Here is a 19,203-nt window from a genome sequence, read left to right as displayed (position 1 = left end):
GGGCTCGGGCGGGGTTCGGGTCCGGCGGGCTCCGACTCAGGCAGGGCTCGGCTCCGACTCGGGCGGGCCCCGGTGGGCTCCCGGTGAACTCCCGGCCCCGGACGGCACCGTGGCGGCACCGTGGCCGCACCGTGGCGGGGTCCTCTCCACGGGGGTGAGAGGCGCCCGCCACGGTGGTGGACGGTCCGCACCGGCCGGGGTTCAGCCGGGCAGGCGGGGTCCGGCCTCGCCGGCGATGGCCGAGCGGCCGGGCACGGAGGCGCCGCTCTGCTGGAGCCGGTCGACGAGCAGGGCGGCCAGCGTGCCGAGCTCCTCCTCGGTGCGGGAGCGGGCGGTGATGTCCATGCCGACGGTGAGGACGCCGTTGATCCGGCCGGTGAGCGCGGCCCGCAGCGGGGTGCAGGTGAAGCTGAAGACCTGTGGGCCGCGCTGGGCGTCCGGGCGGGCGGACTGGATCCGGACGTCGTCGAGGACGGCGGTGCGACCGGTGTGGTAGGCCTCGACGACGGTCTGTTCGAGGCCTGCCGCGCCGAGCAGCGGGTACGCGGCGCCGATCGTCCCGTAGGCCGTCGGCGCGCCGAAGGTGTCGGCGTGCTGGGCGTTGGCGTACCGGATCTCCTGGCCCGGGCCCTCGGTGAGCATGATGGGGAACGGCGAGCCGTCGAAGGCGGCGAACATCTCCTGGCGCTGGGCGAGCAGGCTGTCGCGCAGCCGGATCTCGGAGAGCAGCGCCTCGGCGAGGTGCTGGATGTCGCGCAGCCGCTCGCGCCCCCACTGCCGGGGTTCCCGGTCGAGGACGCAGACGGTGCCGATGACGGTGTTGGTGTCGTCGACGAGCGGGGCGCCGAGGTAGGCGCGGACGCCGAGTTCGTCCACCACCGGGTTCCCGGCGAACCGGGGGTAGGCGAGGATGTCGTCGAGGGCGAGGGGGGAGCGCTGGGCGACCACGTGCGGGCAGAAGCCGTGACTCAGCGGCATCTCGCGGGTGGGGAGGTCGAAGGCGATGCCGCGGTCCGCCCAGGACGACCCGTCCTCGGCCGGGGCGTCGGCCGAACTTGGCGGGATGTAGAGCCCCCGGAACATCTGGCGCTCGTCGTTGATGAAGTTGACCATCGCGATGGGAGCGCGCGTGATACTGGCTGCCAGGTGGGCGAAGCGGTCGAAGGCCTCGTCCGCGGACGGGTCGTTGAGCCCAAGGCCGCGCAGCCTGCGGGTTCGCGCGGACTCCCCGGAGGCACCCGGGAACTGGCCTTGAGTGCTCATCACATCAGTCATGGCGCACATGTAACCAGACATCAGAACGGCTGGACCGCTTCGATCGGGCGTTCGTGGACCTTGCCGATGGCTTGTCAAAACCGCATGTGAACGACAGGTCGACGGACCGTCACGGAAGCGAAGTTCGATTCCCGTCCGAGGTCCGGGCGAAACCCCTCCCGGCCGGGACGGACCGATTCCCGCCAATCCAAGATCGACTCTGGGATGCCCCGGTGCCCCATACAACAATGAGCCCTGCCGAAGACACGGACGGCGCCCGTCGCCGGGACACCGCCCCGTGACGCATGCGCCGATCGCACCGGGGCGACCGGCCGGACCTCCCGCACCCCCACCGCCCCCCGAGGGCGTCGCCGGAGCGGCATCGACGGCACGGACGGAGGCACGGCACCACACGCATCGAGAGGACCGGAGCAATGGCGATGGACTACTTCACCGACGACCGTCACGAGGACCTTCGCGCCGAGGTCCGTGACTTCGCGGAGAAGGTGGCGCGTCCGAGGGTGGCCGGGATGGAGTCCGAACGGAAGATCGAGTTCGAGCTGGCCCGGGAGATCGCCCGCCAGGGCTGGATCGGCGTGACCATCCCGCGGGAGTTCGGCGGCCTCGGCCTGGGGCACGTCGCCAAGACCGTGATCATCGAGGAGCTGGCCCGGGTCAGCGGGGCCGCGGGCTCGATCGCACAGGCCTCCCAGCTGGGCGTGGCCAAGGTCCTCCACTACGGCTCCCAGGCCCAACGCCGCAAGTGGCTGCCGAAGTTCGCCTCCGGAGAGTGCCTGCCGACCATCGCCGTCACCGAGCCGGAGTCCGGCGGGCACGTGCTCGGGATGACCGGCACCGCGGTCCGCGACGGCGACGAGTACGTGCTCAACGGCCGCAAGTGCTTCGTCGGCAACTCCCACATCGGGGACGTGCACGGCGTGGTCCTGCGCACCGGCCGGGGCAGCCGGGGCCTGTCCGCCTTCCTGGTCGAGAGCGACCGCGTGGGGTTCCGCACCGGCTCCCCCGGGTCGCAGAGCGGGCTGCACGGCTTCAGCTTCGGCGAGATCCTCCTGGAGGACTGCCGTGTTCCGGCCGCCAACCGGCTCGGCCGGGAGGGGCAGGGCCTGGACGTCGCCTACTCCTCCTCCACCCTCTACGGGCGGATCAACCTCGCCGCCGTCGCACTCGGCATCCACACCGCGGTCGTCGAGGACACCGTCCGGTTCGCCGAGGGGCGCGTCCTGTACGGCCGACCGATCAACCAACTTCCCAACATCATGCTCAAGTTGGGCGAGATGCAGTCCCGGCTGATGACCGCCAGACTCGCCGCCTACCACGCCTCCCACCTGCTCGACCACGGCCGCGCCTGCGACGCCGAGCTGATGAACGCCAAGCTCATCAACACCGAGTACGCGCTGGACTCCGCACGCAACGCCATGGAGATCCACGCCGCCCGCGGACTCCAGCCCGAGTTCGGCATCGAGCGCTACCTGAGGGACGCCACCCACGTCTACCCGCCGGCCGGCACCTCCGACGTCCAGCGGCTGCGGCTCGGGCAGTTCGCCTCGGGCACGTACGGCAAGCAGTGGTCGGCGGAGCTGTCCGACCTGACCAGCTGGGCCTGGAACGAACTCGCCGCCCAGCGGGACGCCCCGGTGGAGAAGCCGCCGGGACGGGGCGGACGGGTGCTGCCGATGCCACTCGCGGGCTGAGACCCGTCCGCCCGCCCCGCCACGAGCGGTACTTGACCTGTTCCTGGCGGCCTCTCCCCGGGGGCCTCACCCGACCTCCGGGGACCGCCGCTTCGACCGGGCCGAGGGCCGTGAGCTGCGGCGTCACGTCGGCGGAGCGTCCGGCACGAGCGCCGCCACAGCGCCATCAGGCCCTCGTACCCGGCCAGTTGATGTTCATCGACGACACTCGGGCTGATAGCGTTCCGTGCCGTCGGCGGCCGCGCTGCACCCCGCCGGGCCAGTGACAGCACGTCACCGGCTCCGGCAGCCCAGGCCTCGACGCCCTGAAGCCCGGCCGCTCCGTACGGGGTCGAACCGCCGCCCGGACCCACCGGTCCGGACCGGCGTCCCGGTTCCCGCGACGCGGCCCTGCAGCAAGGAATCAGATGCCAGGCATACCGGCCCGCCGCACGGGCCACCGCGCCGGCCGGTCCGGCTCGCTCCGCGGCCCGCTCCTCTCCCTCGCGCTGGTCCCCAGCCTGGGCCTCGCGGCCGCCTGGGGCTACGCCGTCTACCTGCTGCGCGACTCCGGACAGCGCACCGCGCTGCTGGCCGGCAGCGCGGCCGTCGCCGCGGTGGTGCTGATCAGCCTGTTCCGCGGCATCCGAACCGCCTGGACGCTGTCCGCGCGGCTGTCCGACCTACGGGCCGACACCGTCGCGCTCGCCCGGCAGGAGATCCCCGAGGTCGTCGAACGGCTGCGCGCCGGAGAACAGGTGGCCGCCCCGACCGCCTGGGCACCCTCCCGGCGCGGCGGCGACGACCTCCAGCAGGCCTCGGAGGGCCTGGCCACCGCCCGGCAGGCCGCGGTCGCCGCCATCATCCACCAGGCCCAGGGCCGCGAGGGGACGAAGAAGGTCTTCCTCAACATCGCCCGGCGCACCCAGATCCTGATCCACCGGCAGATCAGCATGCTGGACGCGCTGGAACGCGAGCACGAGGACCCGGAACTGCTGCGCGAACTGTTCGCCGTCGACCACCTGGCCACCAGGATGCGGCGCAACGCCGAGAACCTGGTCATCCTCGGCGGCGCCCTGCCCGCCCGGCGCTGGCGGACCGCCGTGCCCGTGGTCAACGTGCTGCGCAGCGCCGTCTCGGAGACCGAGAGCTACTCCCGGGTCGTCGTCCAGGGCGTGCCGCGCGTCTCGCTCGACGGGCAGGCCGTCGCCGACGTCATCCACCTGGTCGCCGAGCTGATCGAGAACGGCACCACCTTCTCCCCGCCGTACACCCAGGTGCAGGTCTCCGCGCAGGAGGTCCCCACGGGCCTGGCCGTCGAGGTCGAGGACCGCGGGCTCGGCATGACCGAGGAGGAGCACCGGCGGCTCAACGATTACCTGGCCGCCCCTCCCGAGCTGGACGTCTCCGCGCTCGGCGACGACCTGCGGCTCGGCCTGTTCGTCGTCGCGCGTCTGGCCGCCCGGCACGACGTCCGGGTCTCCCTGCGGCCGTCCCCGTACGGCGGCACCCGGGCCGTGGTGCTGCTGCCCTCGGCGCTGCTGGAGCGGGCCGGGCAGCCGCCGCAGTCGGCCGCGGTGCCTGGGCTGCCGTCGGGGGCCCGGATCACCCGGGTCCCGGCGTCCGACGCGCGTCCGGGGGCGGGGGGTGGCAGTGCTGAGGGTGGCAGTGCTGGGGACGCCAGTGTGGGGGACGCCAGTACGGGAGGCGGCTTCCGGCCTGGAGTCGGGTCTGGGGCCGGTCCTGGAGCCGGGGCTGGTGTCGGTTCGGGTTCCGGTTGGGGGTCGGCTTCCGGTTCGGGTTCGGGGGCGGGGTCTGGTTCGGAGGCGGGGTCGGGTTCGGGGCACGACGGCCTCGGGCGGGATCCGTCGGGCGCGACGGCCGTGGGAACGGGCGGAAGGCGGGACGGGGGCCAGGCAGCTCCGGGGCCCTTCGGCGCCCCGGGGGCTCCCGCCGTCCCGTACGCCACGGACGGCGGCGGGACCGGCGCTGTCGACGTCGTGCGTGGCGATGCGCCCGACAACGGGGGCCTGCCGGTCGGCGCCGAGATCCCTGGACTGCCCGGCGCCGTGGTCGTTCCCCGGCCCGTGCCACCCCGCATGTACGACCTGTCGGGCGGCCCCACCGTGGGCCACGGCCCCACCACGCCGGTGCACGGGGCGCTCCCCGCACCTTCGACCCCGCCGCGAGCCCCCGGGGAAGCCTTCGGGGAAGCCCCCGCCGCCCGGGAGTCCGAGGGCCCGCGGTGACGCCCCGGCGGGCCGGGGCGGCCCCGGCCCTGCCGATGAGTGCGGTCCAGGTACCGCCGAGCGGGCCGGTCTGGGCGGGCCGGCCTGGCCGGGGCGGGCCGTCTCTACGGGCGGCCCGCGCCGGGCTCAGGCGTCGGCGTGGAGCGGGTGCAGGTCGGCGAGCGACTCGACCAGCGGCGCCAGTTCGGGGACCTCGGTGGCCTCGGCCAGCGTCGCCTCCAGCGCGGCGTCGTGCACCGGGCGGGCGGCCGTCAGCAGGTCGCGCCCCTCGGGCGTCAGCTCGGTGTAGATGCCGCGCCGGTCGTCCGCGCAGAGGTAGCGGCCGAGCAGGCCCCGGTCCTCCAGGCGGCTGACGAGTCGGGTGGTCGCGCTGCTGCTGAGGGCCGCCGCGCGGGCCAGCTGCTGCATCCGCATGTGCCAGCCGTCCTGGCGGGAGAGCGCCTCCAGCACCGTGTACTCGACCACCGAGAGCTTGAACTCGGCCTGGAGCGCCTTCTCCAGCGCGGTGTCGATCATGCCGTGCAGCGCGGCGAGCGTCCGCCAGCCGCGGGCCCGGATCTCGGCCGCATCGTCGCGGATTCCCATGACTCGCCTACCCTTCCGTCGCGCTGCTCGTGCCCTGTGCCCGACGAGGCCCCGTGCGCGGTGTCGTACGAGGTCTCGTTCCGCGTCTCCTCGTCTTCCTCTGACAAGTATGCCAGTTGGCGCGGAATACCGTTCCGTGCAAATAGTTCGGCTTATACCCCGGCCGCCTCCTCCTCGGACCAGGCCGCCGCGCACAGCGCCGTGGCCAGTTCCTCGGTGTAGGAAGCCGCCGTCAACCAGGCGGTGGCGAAGGCCTCGTGGTCGTCCGTGACGATCCGGCCGAAGACGTCGCGCTGCCGGTGGGCCGCGCCGGCCCGGAGGCCGTCGAGGAGTTCGGCGGCGGTGGCCAGCCCGGCGGCGCGCAGCAGCGCGCGGTCGGCCGCTGCCGAGGCCTCGCTCGGCGCGAGGGCGTGCCGCCCCGTGGTGACCGTCTGCTCGACCCGTCGGGCGAGCACATGCACGGGCGGGCCGTACGGCACCGGGCCCGCTGCCGGGGCCGTCGGCTGGGCCGTCCGCTGAGCCGTCGGCTGGGCCGTCGATGCGTCCACCCGGTCGGCTGTCGGGTCGGCCTGGGTGGCGGAGGCCGTCGCGGGCGCGGCGAGGTCGGCGGTCTGGAGGCGTTCGAGGCCGAGGTTGACCCGGCCCGCCCGCTCCACGGGCCGGGAGAGCGGGCCGGGGTCGTCCGGGGGCGTGCCGATCGCGAGCAGGCGCAGCTCTGGGCGGTCCGCGCGCTCCAGACGGCCGATCACCCGCAGCCGCAGGCCGGGCGTGGTGGCGAGCAGCGCGAGGTTCGCCCGGAAAGGGAGGTCGGGGTGCTCGTGCGCCGGGCGCAGGACGACCACCGGGCCACCCAGCGGCCCATCCGCCGGCCCGCCCGCCGGCGCCCCCGCCGTGCAGCGCGCCAGCAGCTGCGACGTCCCGCCCGGACCGGTGGGGGCGGTGCCCAGCAGGGTGACGTCCAGGAAGAGCAGGTCGCTCCCGGCCGGGCGGCTCTCGTACGGCAGCTCCTGCGCCGCGAGCGCCCGGGCCACCTGAGCGGGCACCGGTTCGGACCAGAGCCGGGCGGCCGGCTCCGCCGTCCACGCCGTGCCCGCCGCCCTGACCGCCCGGACCGAGGCGCCGGCGCCCAGCCGTCCGCCGGTGGACCTGGTCGCGCCCTGGACGGCCAGCCCGGCGCGGCTGAACTCGCGGTGGCTGAGCGCGGCGTCGCCCAGCCGGACCGTCCGATTGCCGGCCCCGACCGCCTGCGGGGCGGCGGCCGCCGCGTCGTCATGCGGCATCACCTCTGCGATCGTGCTGAGACGCCCGTTGGCGTCCACCGCCCAGCTGACCGCGCCCGCATGGGTGGCCGTCAGCACCGGCTCGGCGAACAGGCCGTAGAGCCGCAGCCCGCCCTCCTCCCGGTAGGCCTGGCGCGCGGTGCCGCGCAGCTCGACGACCGGCGCGGCACCGGCGGCCAGGGCGGTGGTGAGGCCGAGCAGTTCGCGCAGGCCTGCCACCAGGTCGACCAGCCGGTGGTCGGGCGCGCCGGAACGCGCCGCCCGGACCCGGGTCACGACGGTGACGGCGGCCGCTGCCGGGCGGTGCAGGCCCACCAGCCGCACCCGGTGGGCCGCGCGCAGCAGTTCGGCCTGGGAGACAGCGCCCGCCCCGCTGACCCCGGCGGCCAGCACGGCGGCCGCGGCCCGGTGGAGGTGGCGGACGGCTTCGAGCTCGACAGCGGTGAGCGGGGTGGGGGCCGGCCGGTCGGCCGACTCGGCGGCCGCCGCCGTGGGTGCCGTCGCAGTGCCGCCCCCGGGCTGGGGCGCCGGCCCGGGCTCGGACCCGGTTTCGGCCCCGGACTCGGACGCGGGCCCGGGCGCCGGCTCGGGCTCGGCCTCGGCAAGCGGGCAGAGGGTGACCGCGGCGGCCCGGTGCACGCAGGCCGGGGCGAGCAGGCAGCCGCAGCGGACGCCGGCTTCCCCGGCGACCACCCCGCCCGGGGCGTGCAGCACGAGCACCGTCTCCTCGTCCACCTCCACCCGCCACTCGTCGCCCTCTCGGACCACCGGCCGCTCCGCCAGCTTCGCCGCCGCGCCGTCCAGCCGCTTCTGCAGCCGGGCGCTCAGCCCGGCCACCACCTCGGCGACCACCTCGGGCCGCACACCCGGCCAGTCACTCGTCCGTGCCGTCACACTCATCGCACCTTCTCCCCCACCCAGCGGGCCAGTTCCAGCGGGCTCAAAGCCGCCACGGGCATTCCGGCCGCGACCAGTTGGCCCGCGACCGCCTTCGAGTAACGGGCCGTCCCGGTGTCGTCCAGCGCCGCGCAGCCGAGCAGGTGCACGCCGGAGTCCACCAGCGCCCGGGTCTGGGCCAGCAGCCCGCCGACCGGTCCGCCCTCCTCGAAGTCGCTGACCACCGCGATCAGCGTGCGGGACGGCACCGTCACCAGCTCCCGCGCGTAGCGCAGCCCCTTCGCGATGCTGGTGCCGCCGCCGACCCTCACCTCCAGCAGCAGGCTCAGCGGATCGTCCACCCGCTCCGTGAGGTCCAGGACCTCGGTGGAGAACGCCACGAAGTGGGTGCTCAGCGAGGGCACCCGGGCCAGGATCGAGGCTGTCAGCGCGGCCCACACCGTGGAGGCCTCCATCGACCCGGAGACGTCCACGACCAGGATCAGCCGCCAGTCGTTGGCCTGCCGCGCTCTGGTCCGGAAGACCGGGCGCTCGGGCACGATCAGGGTGCCGCCGTCCGGCGCGGGACGGGCGGTGGCGAGGTTGGCCCGGATGGTCCGGTCCAGGTCCAGCCCGCCGCCCGGGCGGCGGGACGGGCGCGGCACGGCGATCCCGGTCAGGGCCGGGCGCAGCCTGGTGGCCAGCTCCCGGCTCAACTCGTCCACCAGGCGCCGCACCAGCGGGCGCAGCCGGGCCACCCGGGCCTCGGGCAGACCGCCCGCGTGGTCCAGCACGGCGCGCAGCAGGTCGACGGACGGGCGGACGGCGGACGGGTCGATCGCCTCCAGGACGTCGGTACGGCCCTGCGCGACGGCGGCCGCCAGCACCTCCTCCCGCACGCCGGGGCCGAACAGGGACTCCAACTCCTCGGCCCACTCCCGCACACCGGGGTACGGGGCCTCGCGGCCGCCCTTGCCGCCCCGGCTGTCCACGCCAGGGCCGGAACCCTCGCCGTGGCCACTGCCGTACAACTCGTCCAGGGCGGTGGCGAGTCGGGCGCCACGGCTGGTCAGGCCGCCGCTGCCCGGGCGGCCGAGGAGCAGCCGCCAGCGCTCGGCGGGGGCGAGGGTGCGCGGCGGGGTGGTCACGGCAGGAGGCCGGGTGGCCGACAGCTCCGTGGCCGGGGGCTCCGTGGCAGGCAGCTCCGTGACCGTGGGCTCCGTGGCCGGGGGCGGCGGCGAAGCGACCGGGGGCTCCGCGGGTGTCGGGGGCAGGAGGCCGCGACGGGCGAGTGCCGCGCGCGCCGCGAGGTCCGCGCGTACCCAGCCGGCGAGCACGGCGGGGCCGGCCTCCTCGGGGAGAGCCGCGAGCCGGGTGCCCAGGCGCTCCTCGACCAGGGCCAGCAGCCGGTCCCGGGCGGCCGGGCTGAGGGTGTCGAACCCACCGCGCAGTGCGGGCAGCCGGTCCAGGAAGGCCTCGTCGGGCAGCGAGGTGACCCGCTCCAGCACCGGTTCCAGCGCCTGCGGCGCGGAGTCGAACAGGCCCTCCGCAGCCGTCAGCAGACCGACCAGTGACCGCCCGAGCGCGTGGCGTGCCTCCGGACCAGTCGCACCGTCCACCCAGGAGGCGGCCCGGCCGCCCAGGGCCTCGGCCGGCTCCTGCCCGAGCAGCACCCGCACCGCACCGGCCGCAGCCCGCACCAACGGGCTCCCCCGCTCGGCGAGTTCGGCCAGCACGTACGCCAGTCGCACCCCACCGAGCCGGTCCGCCCGGCGCACCAGTTCCACCAGCGCCCGGGCGTCCTGTGGGTCGTCCGACCCGCCCAGCCCCTCCAACTGCCGGCCGGCGGCGACGGTGAGCACGTCTCCGGCCGCGGCGAGCACGGGCCGGCCCGTCGGTGCGGACGGCGCGCCGGGGCCGGTGCCCGGGTGAGCGTCTCCCACGGGGGCGTGACGGCCGCCGGCAGTGGTCGCGCCCGTTGCGGCAGGGGCCGGGGCGAAGCCGCGAAGAGCGGTGTCGCCGCCACCTCCGGCGGCCTTCCCAGCACCGCCCGCAGGTTCGGTACGACCGGCGCCGGGTGCACCAACCACCGTGCCGTTCCCGTCCGTGGCGCCCCCGACGACCGGGGCGCGGCCGGGCCGCTCCCCGAGGGCGGGGCGGGCAGGCGCCGCGGGCGCCGAAGCCGTCCCGTCGGCCTGGGCGTCCTCACCGGCCGCTCCCTCCCCTCCCACCGGAGCGTGCCCGGGCCGCTCCCGGAGGGCGGGGCGGGCAGGAGCGGCGGGCGCCGAAGCCGTCCCGCCGTCTCCGGCCGCGACGGCACCGCCGTTGGCGGCGGCCACCACCTCCCCTCCCTGCGAGGTGTAACCCGGGAAGTGGCCCGCCGTCAGGCGGTCGACGAGTGCCAGGGCGTCGAGGAGGTCGGGGAGGGTGGCGGAGGTGGGGAGGACGGTGGTGAGCTGGGTGAGGCGGGCCTCGGCGAGGGTGGGGAGGGCGCAGGAGGCGGCGGCGGTGAGGCCGTCGATGATCTCGCGCGGGGTCGGCTGGTCGCTGAGCCGGGCACGCAGGGCGCCTTCGGCGGCCTGGGCGGGGGTGACGCCGCGGGTGCCGGCCACGGTGAGCATGGCGGCGGTGGCGGGCGTCCAGTGCAGGCGCCAGCGGGTGCCGAGGGTGTCGGTGCCGCCGGCGCCGGTGGTGGCGACGGCCTCGGCGTAGGGGACCTCGCAGGCGGTGAGGCGGTGCAGGAGGACCTCCCGGCGGCGGTCGAGGCCGCTGCGCAGCGGGTCGAGGCGCAGTTCGCGCGGGCCTGGGTCGGCGGGGCCGGGGAGGCCGAGGTCGGCGAGGAGGGTCTCGACGGCCGGACCGAGTCCGCTGCGCGGGGCGGCGGGGGTGGGACGGCCGGTGCGGGTGCCGACCAGGACCTGTTCGAGGGCGCGGGCGACGGCCCGGCCGCGGCCGAGGGGTTCGCCCTGGGCGAGGACGGTCTGCACCGCTTCGACGAGTTCGCCGCGGCCGGGGGCGGCGTGGCCGCGCAGTCGGGCGAGGTCCCCGGCCAGGCGGACGATCTCGCGGGCGTCGGCCGGGCCGCTGGGGTGGTCCTGGGTGCGCAGGGCGGCGCAGATCCGGACGGCGGTGGTGGTGAGTGCCTGGGCGAGGCGTTCCAGGTCGCCGCCGGCGTCCAGGACGGTGTGCTGCCACTCCGGGTCGCGGATGCCCGCCGGGTAGCCGGAGCGGGCGTCGAGCAGCGGGTAGGTGTACGGGATCAGGGACAGGACGTGCCCGGGGTCGTCCGGGTGCGGCGGCTCCTCGGTGGCGAGCGGGCCGTCGAGCAGGGCGGGGGCGTGGAAGGCGCCGATCACGGCGGCGACCCGGCGCCCGTCGGCCGAGGCGGCCTGGATGCGGGCCCGCATCCAGGCCTCGCGGCGCAGGTCGTACGGGTCGACGCCGGGGCCGGTCTCGGCGTCGCGGCGCAGCGCCCAGCCGACCAGCAGGGCGGCGCGCCGGACGGCCTCCGGGGTGGAGCCGGGGGCGGCCGTCTCGACCAGGCGGTCCCACAGGTCCTCGTCGGAGTCCCGTCCGGTGAGGCGGTGGCGCAGCGCGTCGGCGACTCCGGGCGCGTCGGGGGTGGGGTCGGTGTGTCGCCGTTCGGCCGTGCGGGCGGCGCGGTGGGCGAGCGGGAGGTCGCAGGCGATGGCCTCCACTCCGTTGCGCCGGGCCCAGCGCAGGGCGGCGAGTTCCGGGGAGAAGTCGGCGAACGGGTAGAAGGCGGGCCCGGCCGCCTCCCCGAGCCCGGACGCGGCCCCGGACGCAGCCGCGGCCGCGGCGAGGGCGACCGGGGCCTGGGTGGCCTCGTCGGCGAGCCAGTCGAGCCAGGGCTGGAACTCGGCGGGCAGCTCGACCAGGACGGCCTGCGGCCGTGCGGCGTCGAGCAGCGCGGGGACGACCGCGCTGAGGGACGGCGCGTGGTGGCGCACGCCGATCAGGTAGGGCCCGGGGCGGCCGGTGCCGGAGGCGGCCAGCCGGTCGGCCTCGGCCCGGACCTCGCGGTCCGTGTCCTCCGGGCGGTGGATCTCCGCGCTGCTCATCGGATCAGGCCTCCAGCACCGAGCGGAGGTCCCACAGGGTGCGCCAGGTGGCGGCGCCCTGTTCGGCGCGGCGGCGGACCGGGCCGTCCCAGTAGCCGAGCAGCCGGCCCGCGTCGGACGGTTCGTCCTTGCGGACGACGCCGAGGAGCTGGCCGGGCAGCCGGCCGAGCAGGTCCCCTCCGTCGGGCAGGTAGGCGGCGCTGACGCCGAGCGAGGTGGCGACGGAGACCGCCTCGGCGGTGCTCATCACGGTGGACGGGCGTTCGACGTCCCAGCCCTCGGTGGAGCGGCCGGTGCGCAGGTCGCGGAAGGCGGTGACCAGGGCCTCCAGGACGGCGTCGTCCACCGCGTAGGCGGCGCCGGCCCGGGCCACGGCGGCGGTGGACTGGCGGCGGACCAGGTCGACCTCGGCGGCGAGGCTGCCGATCGGGCCGACCGTCTCGAAGTTGAACCGCCGCTTGAGCGCCGCGGACATCTCGCTGACGCCCTTGTCCCGCAGGTTGGCGGTGGCGATCAGGGTGAAGCCGGCCGCGGCGTGCAGCTGCCCGTCCGGGGTGCCGGCCAGCTCGGGGACGGCGATGCGCCGTTCCGAGAGCAGCGAGACCAGGGCGTCCTGCACCTCGGGCAGGCAGCGGGTGACCTCCTCGACCCGGGCGACCGCGCCGGTGGTCATCGCGGTGAGCACCGGCGAGGGGACGAGGGCCTCGCGGCTGGGCCCCTTGGCCAGCAGCAGGGCGTAGTTCCAGCCGTACTTGAGCTGGTCCTCGGTGGTGCCGGCGGTGCCCTGGACGGTGAGCGCGCTGGTGCCGCAGACGGCGGCGGCGAGCAGTTCGGAGAGCATGGACTTGGCGGTGCCGGGCTCGCCGACGAGGAGCAGGCCGCGTTCCCCGGCGAGGGTGACGACGCAGCGCTCGACCAGGGCGCGCTCGCCGACGAACTTCGGCTCGATGACGAGGCCCTTGCGCCCGGCCTTGAGCTTCTCGCCGCCGCTGCCCATCACGAAGGTGACCACGGCGCGCGGGGTCAGGCGCCAGCCGGGCGGGCGCGGGCCGCTGTCGTGGGCGGCCAGGAACTCCAGTTCGGCGGCGTACTTCTCCTCGGGCGGAACGGTCTGCCGGTCCGCGGCGGCGGGGGCGGTGGTGGTGGTCGTGCTCATCGGCGGGCCTTCCTGCGCTTGCTGGTCTGGAGCTCTTCGTAACCGGGGGTGTCGCCGTCGACGGTCCGCTGCCAGGCCCGGGCGAACAGCTCGGGGACGGGCAGGGTGACCAGCGCGGGCCGGTGGGTGGGCAGGTCGTACAGGGCGGCCTTCCAGGTCTCGGCCGGCAGCGCGGGCGCCTTGGCCTCCTGCCAGCCGCCGGGCAGGAAGAGGCTGCGGCCGGCCCGGGCGCGCTTGGCCTCCAGCACCAGGCCGGTGGCGGCGAGTTCGGCGCGGGCCTTCTTCAGCCTGGCGGGCTTCCAGCCCGTCCAGCGGGCGGCGTTGCGGTCGGTCGGGTCGGGCAGGGCGAGCAGCTGGAGGTAGAGCGTGGCCGCGTCCTCGCCCAGACCGTGGGTGCGGGACACCTCGGTGACCAGCCCGGGGACGGACAGCTGGGGGTTCTGCAGCCAGGCCGGGCCCTCGCCGTCGGCCGGCACGGTGGCGGCGGAGGCCAGTTGCTCCGGCTCGCCGCGCAGCAGGGACTCGATGGCACGCCGCTCGACGGAGTACCAGTAGCTGTCGGAGAGCCCGTCGAGCAGTTCGAGCAGCGGGTCGTCCGGGCCGGTGAGGGCGGCGGGGCGCAGCCAGACCCGCTCGTACTTCTCGTGGTGCGGCGCCAGGATGAGCGCAGGACCGCAGCGGACCAGGCCGTCCGGGTCGGCGCCGCCCTCGGCGGGCAGCCCGAAGTGGGTGCGCAGGACGGCGGACAGCGGGGCGCCCTTGACGGTGCTGATCAGGTGGAGGTCGAGCAGCAGCTCCGGGTCGGCCAGCCGGTCGCGCAGCGCGGTGGCGGCGGTGGGCAGCAGCGGGCGCAGCGGGCTGTCGGCGGGCAGGTGGTAGGCGAGCCAGCGCAGTGCCTCGACGGTGTCGCGCAGCGCGCCGTTGTCGGGGAGGGCGGAGGCGTCCTCGGGGACCAGCCGGGGGCCGGACCCGCCTTCCTCGGTGATCCGGTAGCCGGTGCGTCGGGTCAGCCACGGGGTGCGGGAGGGGTTGAGCACCGCCTCGACGGTGTCGATGGACACGCCCTGGACGGTGACCAGCGCCTCCTCCGGGAGGGTGACGAGCCGTCCGAAGTGCCGGATCCACTCCTCGGCTCCGGCGGCGAGGTCGGGGCCGTCCGTCCACAGGGTCTTCGGGTCGGCGGGCAGCAGGGCGCCCCAGACCGCGGCCAGGCCGGCGTGGTCGTGGCCGCGCAGCCAGGCCCTGGCGGCCTTGAACTCGCCGGCCTTGAGGCCGAGTTCGGCGGGTACTGCGACGGAACTCCAGTGCAGCAGGCCGGACGGCGGGCTGAGCAGCAGGGCGGCGCGGGCGGCGCCGATGCCGGTGAGCGCGCTGAAGGCCTCGGCCCGGGCGTGGTCTACCGGGATGGTGCGGCGCAGCGCGGCGACCCGCCAGAACTTGGCGACCCAGGCGGCGGAGACCAGTTCCTCGGTGCCGCGCTCCGCGACGGTGGTGAAGTGCGCGACGGGGCCGAACTCGCCGCTCGGGTCGTGGTCGACGGCGAGCCAGTGGACCGTGCCGTCGTTGTACTGCCGCTGGTGGCCGAGGATGACGACGGTGCGCTCGCCGTGCCGCAGCACCTCGCCCTGGCGGCGGGTGACCTGGCGGTTGCCGGTGCCGTTCGCGGCCGCCGGGACCGGCTCGGCGAGGACGATCTCGCGCAGGGTGGCGCCGCGGTCGGCCAGCGGGCCCCTGGTCAGTTCGCCGAGCAGCAGGACCAGCGAGGAGCGGTGGGCGGACTGGGTGAACGGCGCGGCCACCGCGTAGGCGAGGGCGTGCAGCCGGCCGAGCAGGTCCAGCCAGCCGTGGTGGGCGTCGGCGCTGCGCAGGGTGACGGTGGCGGGGGTGGTCCAGCCCTCCCCGGCGGCGGCGGGCGGGGCGGCCAGCACGGCGCTGACGGTGCGCAGGTTGTTGAGCACCGCCCACTGCTCGGACTCGCCCCAGTTGCTGCCGAGGCCGTCGATCCCGGGCAGCACGGCCCGCACGGCGTCGCGCAGTTCGTGGTCGCGGCCGTGGTCGGGCCGCCACTCGGTGTCCTTCGCCGTGCTCGGGCGCTCGGCCTCCGGCTGCGGGAGGAACCGGGCGACCCGGTCGAGGAGGTTGGCCGCGGTGCGGGCGAGCCCGGCGACGCCGGCCAGCAGCCGCGGGTGGGCGATGCCGGGCAGGGCGGCGCCGACCGCCTGGACGGGCAGGGAGCGCAGGGCCTCGCCGTTGCGGGCGAGCGGGCGGCGCACGCCCTGGACGGTGAGCCAGCGCCGCTCGTCCTCCGGGCCCGGCTCGGCGTCGACCGGCCAGGCGGCGTCGATCAGCCGGGCGGCCTGCTCGGCGGTGACGGCGCGCAGCACCTCGGAGCCCGCCTCGTCGCGCGGGCGCAGGGCGTGCCAGTGCGGGTAGGGCGGGATCAGCGGGGTGCCGGCGGCGGAGAGCTCTCCGGAGCGGCAGGGGCGCAGGTCGGTGGTGCGGTCGGCGCGGCCGGTGAGGTCGGGCAGGTTGAGCGCGAAGTGGTCGCCGGAGGCGTGGCTGACCACCGGCGCGGCCCCGCCGGGCAGGCTGAGCCGGCCGACCGGGACGGTGTCCGTGCGCTGGCCGGCCAGCGGCACCACGATGCGCTGCCCGTCGGCGGTGAAGGTGGTGACGGCCTTGCCGGGTTCGACCCGGGCCCAGCTGCCGAGCACGGTGCCGTCGGTGCCGAGCGGGGTCCGCTCCAGGCCGGGCTGGAGCGGCAGCAGCCAGGTGCTGCGGTGGACCAGTCGGCCGACCGGGGCGGTGGCGGCGATCACCGGTGGTTCGGCGGTGCGCCCCAGGGTGCCGGTGGCCGGGTCGAGTTCGCGCAGGACGGCGTCGCCCTCGGAGGTGCGGCGCTGCGTCCAGTAGCCGGTGCCGTCGCCGAGGACGCGGTGTTCCTGGGGCATCCGGGTGTCGCCGGCGTGCAGCGGGCGCTCGCCGGTGGTGCGGCCGCCGCCGGGCAGTTGGAGGGACGGCGCCTGGGGATCCCGGTTGCCGTAGTAGTAGCCGGTGATGGTCTGGCCCTCGAGCTCGAACTGCTCGTCCGGGCGGCTGGACCAGTAGGCGAGCTGCTTGCCCTCGTGCCGCCAGGCGACCAGCAGCTCGCCGTCGACCAGGCGCAGCCTGGTGCGGGCGGCCGGGCCGGGCGTGCGCAGGGTGTGCTCCAGCAGGATGCCCTCCGGGCCGACCACGACGGCCTGGTCGCGACGGGAGAGGATCAGCTGCGGCCAGGCGTCCTCGATGACCAGCTCGTCCAGGCCGGCGACGCCCAGGCTGGGGACGGGGTGCTGCGGGGCGTCGGCGGCGGGCGGGTCGGCGAGCTTGCCGAGCGCCTCCTCCAGGGCGGGCCAGCCGAGTTCGTCCAGGATGCCGGCCCGGAGGGCGTCGGTGAGCAGCGTGGTGACGTCGAGGGCGGCGATCCGCTCGGCGACGGCCGGGGCGACCGTCCGGACGGCCGTGCGGTACTGGTCGATCGAGCGGACCAGGTCGGCGGCGCCGGCCAGGCCGCGGGCGGCGGACAGTTCCTCGGCGCGCTGCTCGGCCCATTCGGCGAACAGCTCGTTGAGCACCGGCAGGGCGGGTGCCTGCCGCTTGACGGCCGTCTCCCAGGCGCCCGGGGTGGCGGTGCGCAGCAGCGGCCGGTACCGCTCGTCGGCGGCGACGGCGGTGAGGGCGGGGCTGTCGGGGCCGCACTGCGCGACCCACTCGCGCAGGTCGAGGCCGAGGCCGGACGGCGGGTCGGCGACCGGGACGCCCGCGGCCAGCAGCTGGTCCAGCAGGTCGATCCGGGTGTGGCTGCCGCGGATGCCGGTGTGGAGGTCGACCGGGACGGCGTCGGCCTTCAGCCGCTCGGCCATCCGGCCGGCCAGCGCGAGCGTGGCCGGGCAGCTGGGCCGGCTGCGCCAGCCGCGGCCGTGGTGGTTGCACCAGCGCTGGAGCCAGGCGGCGGCGGGTTCGGCGCCCTCGGGGCGGGGGCCGGTGAGCAGTTCCTCGGCGCCGGTCTCGGCGAGCAGCTCCAGCCAGGCGGTGTCGTGCGGGGCCGGGTCGGTGGAGGCCGGGTCGGGCAGCAGTTCCAGCAGGCGGGTGCGGACCGCCGCGTCGCCGCGGCCGAGTTCGACCAGCGCGCCGTGCCAGGACTTCCAGAACGCGCCGGGCGCCCGGTTGACCGCCGGGGAGTCCAGCAGCTCGGCGAGCAGCGCGCGTTCGTGCTCGGCGCGGTCCAGTCCGGCGGCCTTGATCAGGGCGCGGGCGTCCTCGGCGACCCCGGCGTACGGGGCCATGCCGGCCGCGGAGCGCTCGGTGCACAGCTGGCGGAAGCGCTGCCAGGCGGTCAGCGGGTCGAGCCGCTGGGCGAGTTCCTTGACGTACTGGCGCAGGGACTTGACGGTGAGCGCACCGGCGAGGGCGAACTCCAGGAAGACGGCGCGCAGCCGCTCCTCGTCCACGGTGAGGCCGTGGGTGCGCTCGGCCTCGCGGGCCTTGCCGAACCAGGCGGCGGCGTAGGTCCGGTTCTCGTGGCGGAGGAAGATCCGGCCGACCTCCTCGCAGAAGGTGGGCAGGAAGTGCGGGACGGCCCGGCCGAGGCGCACGGCCAGTTCGTCGAAGCCGTCCTTGGCGGCGCCGGGCTTGGCGGCGGCCTGGCGGGCGAGCCGCTCCATCTCCTTGACCAGGGCGAGCGCGTGGTGGCCGTTGGCCGGGTCGTGGACCAGGGCCCAGGCGGGGAAGCCGAGCGCCTCCTGGCGGACCTGGCCGACCTCGGCGGGCGCGGCCTCGGGGGCCAGGCCGAGGAAGTCGAGGGCGAGGTCCTCGGCCTGCCCGAGGGAGCCGGGGACGAGCCGGACGATCCGGCGCCCGTCGAGCGCCGGGTGGGTGTAGGTGCGGGCGGTGAGGACGTCGGCGGCGCTGTCGGGGCGGCCGGCGTCGGGCAGCGTGCCGGGCGGGAGCACGGCCCCGGCGTCGAGCAGTTCCTCGGGCGTGGCGGCGGTCGGGTTCACGGTGGTGGTCATGCGGTCTCGTCCCCCTGGATCGTGCGGCCGGCGTACAGGGCGGCGGCCATCCGCATGCCCTCGGACCAGGCGACCGGTCCGACGTCGGTGAGCGGCAGGGCGCGGCCGTCGGGGCCGGCCCAGCTGAGCGCGCCGGTCTCGCACTCGTCGTACTCGTAGTAGTCGCCGACCCAGACCCGGGCCTCGACGGTGCGGCCGCCCTCGGTGACCGGCTGGACGGCGGAGCCGCCGCGGATTCGGCAGCCGAGCCGGTTGCTGCGCCCGACCAGCTCGCGCAGTTCCCGGTAGCGCCCGCCGGCGTAGGTGGTGACCTCGGTGCCGGCCGGCACCTGCGCGGGCCGGTGCCAGACCTCGCGGTAGAGCTGCTGGACGCGCTGGGAGACGCCGAGTTCGACGGCGAACTCGCGCAGCTCGTCGAGGTCCTGGAGCAGGACGGGGTGCGGTATCAGGACCTCGCCGTCGGTGAGGCGCACGGTGTCGCCGTCCAGGTCGACCAGGCCGAGGCCGCGCTCGGCGTCGGCGCCGCGCAGGAAGCCGGCGACGGAGCCGTCCGTGGCGGTGACCACGAGGTCCTTCAGGACGCCCTGCCAGGCGTCGTCCGGCCACACGGCGGTGAGCACGGCGGCGGGCACCGGCAGCGAGCGGACCATCCAGCGCTCGACGGCCTCCAGGCAGCCGCGCTCGTGCGCGGCCAACCACTCCGCGAGCTGCTTGAGCTGGGTGACCACCGGGTCGTCACCGAGCTTCGACGGTAGCGACTTGAGGTCGCGGCCCGCCGCGTTGCGGCACACCACCCTGCCGTCCCCGTCGAGCGCGACGCGGTACCCTCCCGCGCCCGTCTCCACCCATGCCACGGCCGTACTCCTCCCACCGGGGAAACACTTGTCGATCGCCTTGCTGACCAGCGATGCGAGGAACGTAGCGAGGGGTACTGACAACGCGACGGGCGGGGTGACCCGGGCCCTGACATGGTGAATTC

General features: G+C 76.2%; 9 protein-coding genes. 2 read left to right on the top strand and 7 right to left on the bottom strand.

Annotated features, from left to right (window positions below; translation table 11 throughout):
- Positions 1-201 precede the first annotated feature (201 nt).
- Positions 202-1,275 carry a GAF domain-containing protein gene (locus ACZ5OX_RS18895; protein ID WP_465631161.1) on the bottom strand — a complete coding sequence of 358 codons (1,074 nt, stop codon included), beginning with the start codon at positions 1,273-1,275 and terminating at the stop codon, positions 202-204.
- Positions 1,276-1,688: 413 nt separating this feature from the next.
- Between ACZ5OX_RS18895 and ACZ5OX_RS18890 the strand changes: the two genes are divergently transcribed.
- Both ACZ5OX_RS18890 and ACZ5OX_RS18885 read left to right on the top strand, forming a co-directional pair.
- Positions 1,689-2,966, top strand: coding sequence for an acyl-CoA dehydrogenase family protein (locus ACZ5OX_RS18890; protein WP_465631159.1), 1,278 nt, complete (start codon positions 1,689-1,691; stop codon positions 2,964-2,966).
- A 407-nt stretch (positions 2,967-3,373) separates the two neighbouring features.
- Positions 3,374-5,194, top strand: a complete 1,821-nt coding sequence (locus tag ACZ5OX_RS18885) for a sensor histidine kinase (protein WP_465631157.1) — start codon at positions 3,374-3,376, stop codon at positions 5,192-5,194.
- A 126-nt stretch (positions 5,195-5,320) separates the two neighbouring features.
- Here ACZ5OX_RS18885 and ACZ5OX_RS18880 read toward each other — a convergent pair whose 3' ends face one another.
- The 6 genes from ACZ5OX_RS18880 to ACZ5OX_RS18855 form a co-directional block, all read right to left on the bottom strand.
- Complete coding sequence (locus ACZ5OX_RS18880) at positions 5,321-5,779, bottom strand: MarR family winged helix-turn-helix transcriptional regulator (RefSeq protein ID WP_392872158.1); 459 nt, start codon at positions 5,777-5,779, stop codon at positions 5,321-5,323.
- 152 nt (positions 5,780-5,931) lie between these two features.
- On the bottom strand, positions 5,932-7,959 hold the full coding sequence (locus tag ACZ5OX_RS18875) for a hypothetical protein (RefSeq protein ID WP_465631155.1): 2,028 nt from the start codon (positions 7,957-7,959) through the stop codon (positions 5,932-5,934).
- Positions 7,956-12,017: a vWA domain-containing protein gene (locus ACZ5OX_RS18870; RefSeq protein WP_465631153.1), complete on the bottom strand. Its 4,062-nt coding sequence runs from the start codon at positions 12,015-12,017 to the stop codon at positions 7,956-7,958. Before ACZ5OX_RS18870 ends, ACZ5OX_RS18875 begins: the two co-directional genes overlap by 4 nt.
- A 4-nt stretch (positions 12,018-12,021) precedes the next feature.
- A complete protein-coding gene (locus tag ACZ5OX_RS18865; RefSeq protein ID WP_402400381.1) occupies positions 12,022-13,173 on the bottom strand; it encodes an ATP-binding protein in 1,152 nt (383 codons plus the stop codon).
- Positions 13,170-18,224 (bottom strand): hypothetical protein, encoded by a 5,055-nt coding sequence (locus ACZ5OX_RS18860; RefSeq protein WP_465631151.1) that lies wholly within the window; start codon positions 18,222-18,224, stop codon positions 13,170-13,172. The genes ACZ5OX_RS18865 and ACZ5OX_RS18860 overlap by 4 nt, the downstream gene beginning before the upstream one ends.
- Positions 18,221-19,078: a DUF4132 domain-containing protein gene (locus ACZ5OX_RS18855; RefSeq protein WP_465631149.1), complete on the bottom strand. Its 858-nt coding sequence runs from the start codon at positions 19,076-19,078 to the stop codon at positions 18,221-18,223. Before ACZ5OX_RS18855 ends, ACZ5OX_RS18860 begins: the two co-directional genes overlap by 4 nt.
- Positions 19,079-19,203: the final 125 nt, after the last annotated feature.

The organism is Kitasatospora sp. NPDC032121 (genome assembly GCF_055580145.1).
Note: the sequence above shows the minus strand (reverse complement) of the source record. Positions and strands in the feature narration are given on the sequence as shown.

Coding starts and splice junctions, on each gene's coding strand:
- ACZ5OX_RS18895 (WP_465631161.1), bottom strand. CDS start 1,275: ATGACTGATGTGATGAGCACTCAAGGCCAGTTCCCGGGTGCCTCCGGG.
- ACZ5OX_RS18865 (WP_402400381.1), bottom strand. CDS start 13,173: ATGAGCACGACCACCACCACCGCCCCCGCCGCCGCGGACCGGCAGACC.
- ACZ5OX_RS18880 (WP_392872158.1), bottom strand. CDS start 5,779: ATGGGAATCCGCGACGATGCGGCCGAGATCCGGGCCCGCGGCTGGCGG.
- ACZ5OX_RS18890 (WP_465631159.1), top strand. CDS start 1,689: ATGGCGATGGACTACTTCACCGACGACCGTCACGAGGACCTTCGCGCC.
- ACZ5OX_RS18870 (WP_465631153.1), bottom strand. CDS start 12,017: ATGAGCAGCGCGGAGATCCACCGCCCGGAGGACACGGACCGCGAGGTC.
- ACZ5OX_RS18860 (WP_465631151.1), bottom strand. CDS start 18,224: ATGACCACCACCGTGAACCCGACCGCCGCCACGCCCGAGGAACTGCTC.
- ACZ5OX_RS18875 (WP_465631155.1), bottom strand. CDS start 7,959: ATGAGTGTGACGGCACGGACGAGTGACTGGCCGGGTGTGCGGCCCGAG.
- ACZ5OX_RS18885 (WP_465631157.1), top strand. CDS start 3,374: ATGCCAGGCATACCGGCCCGCCGCACGGGCCACCGCGCCGGCCGGTCC.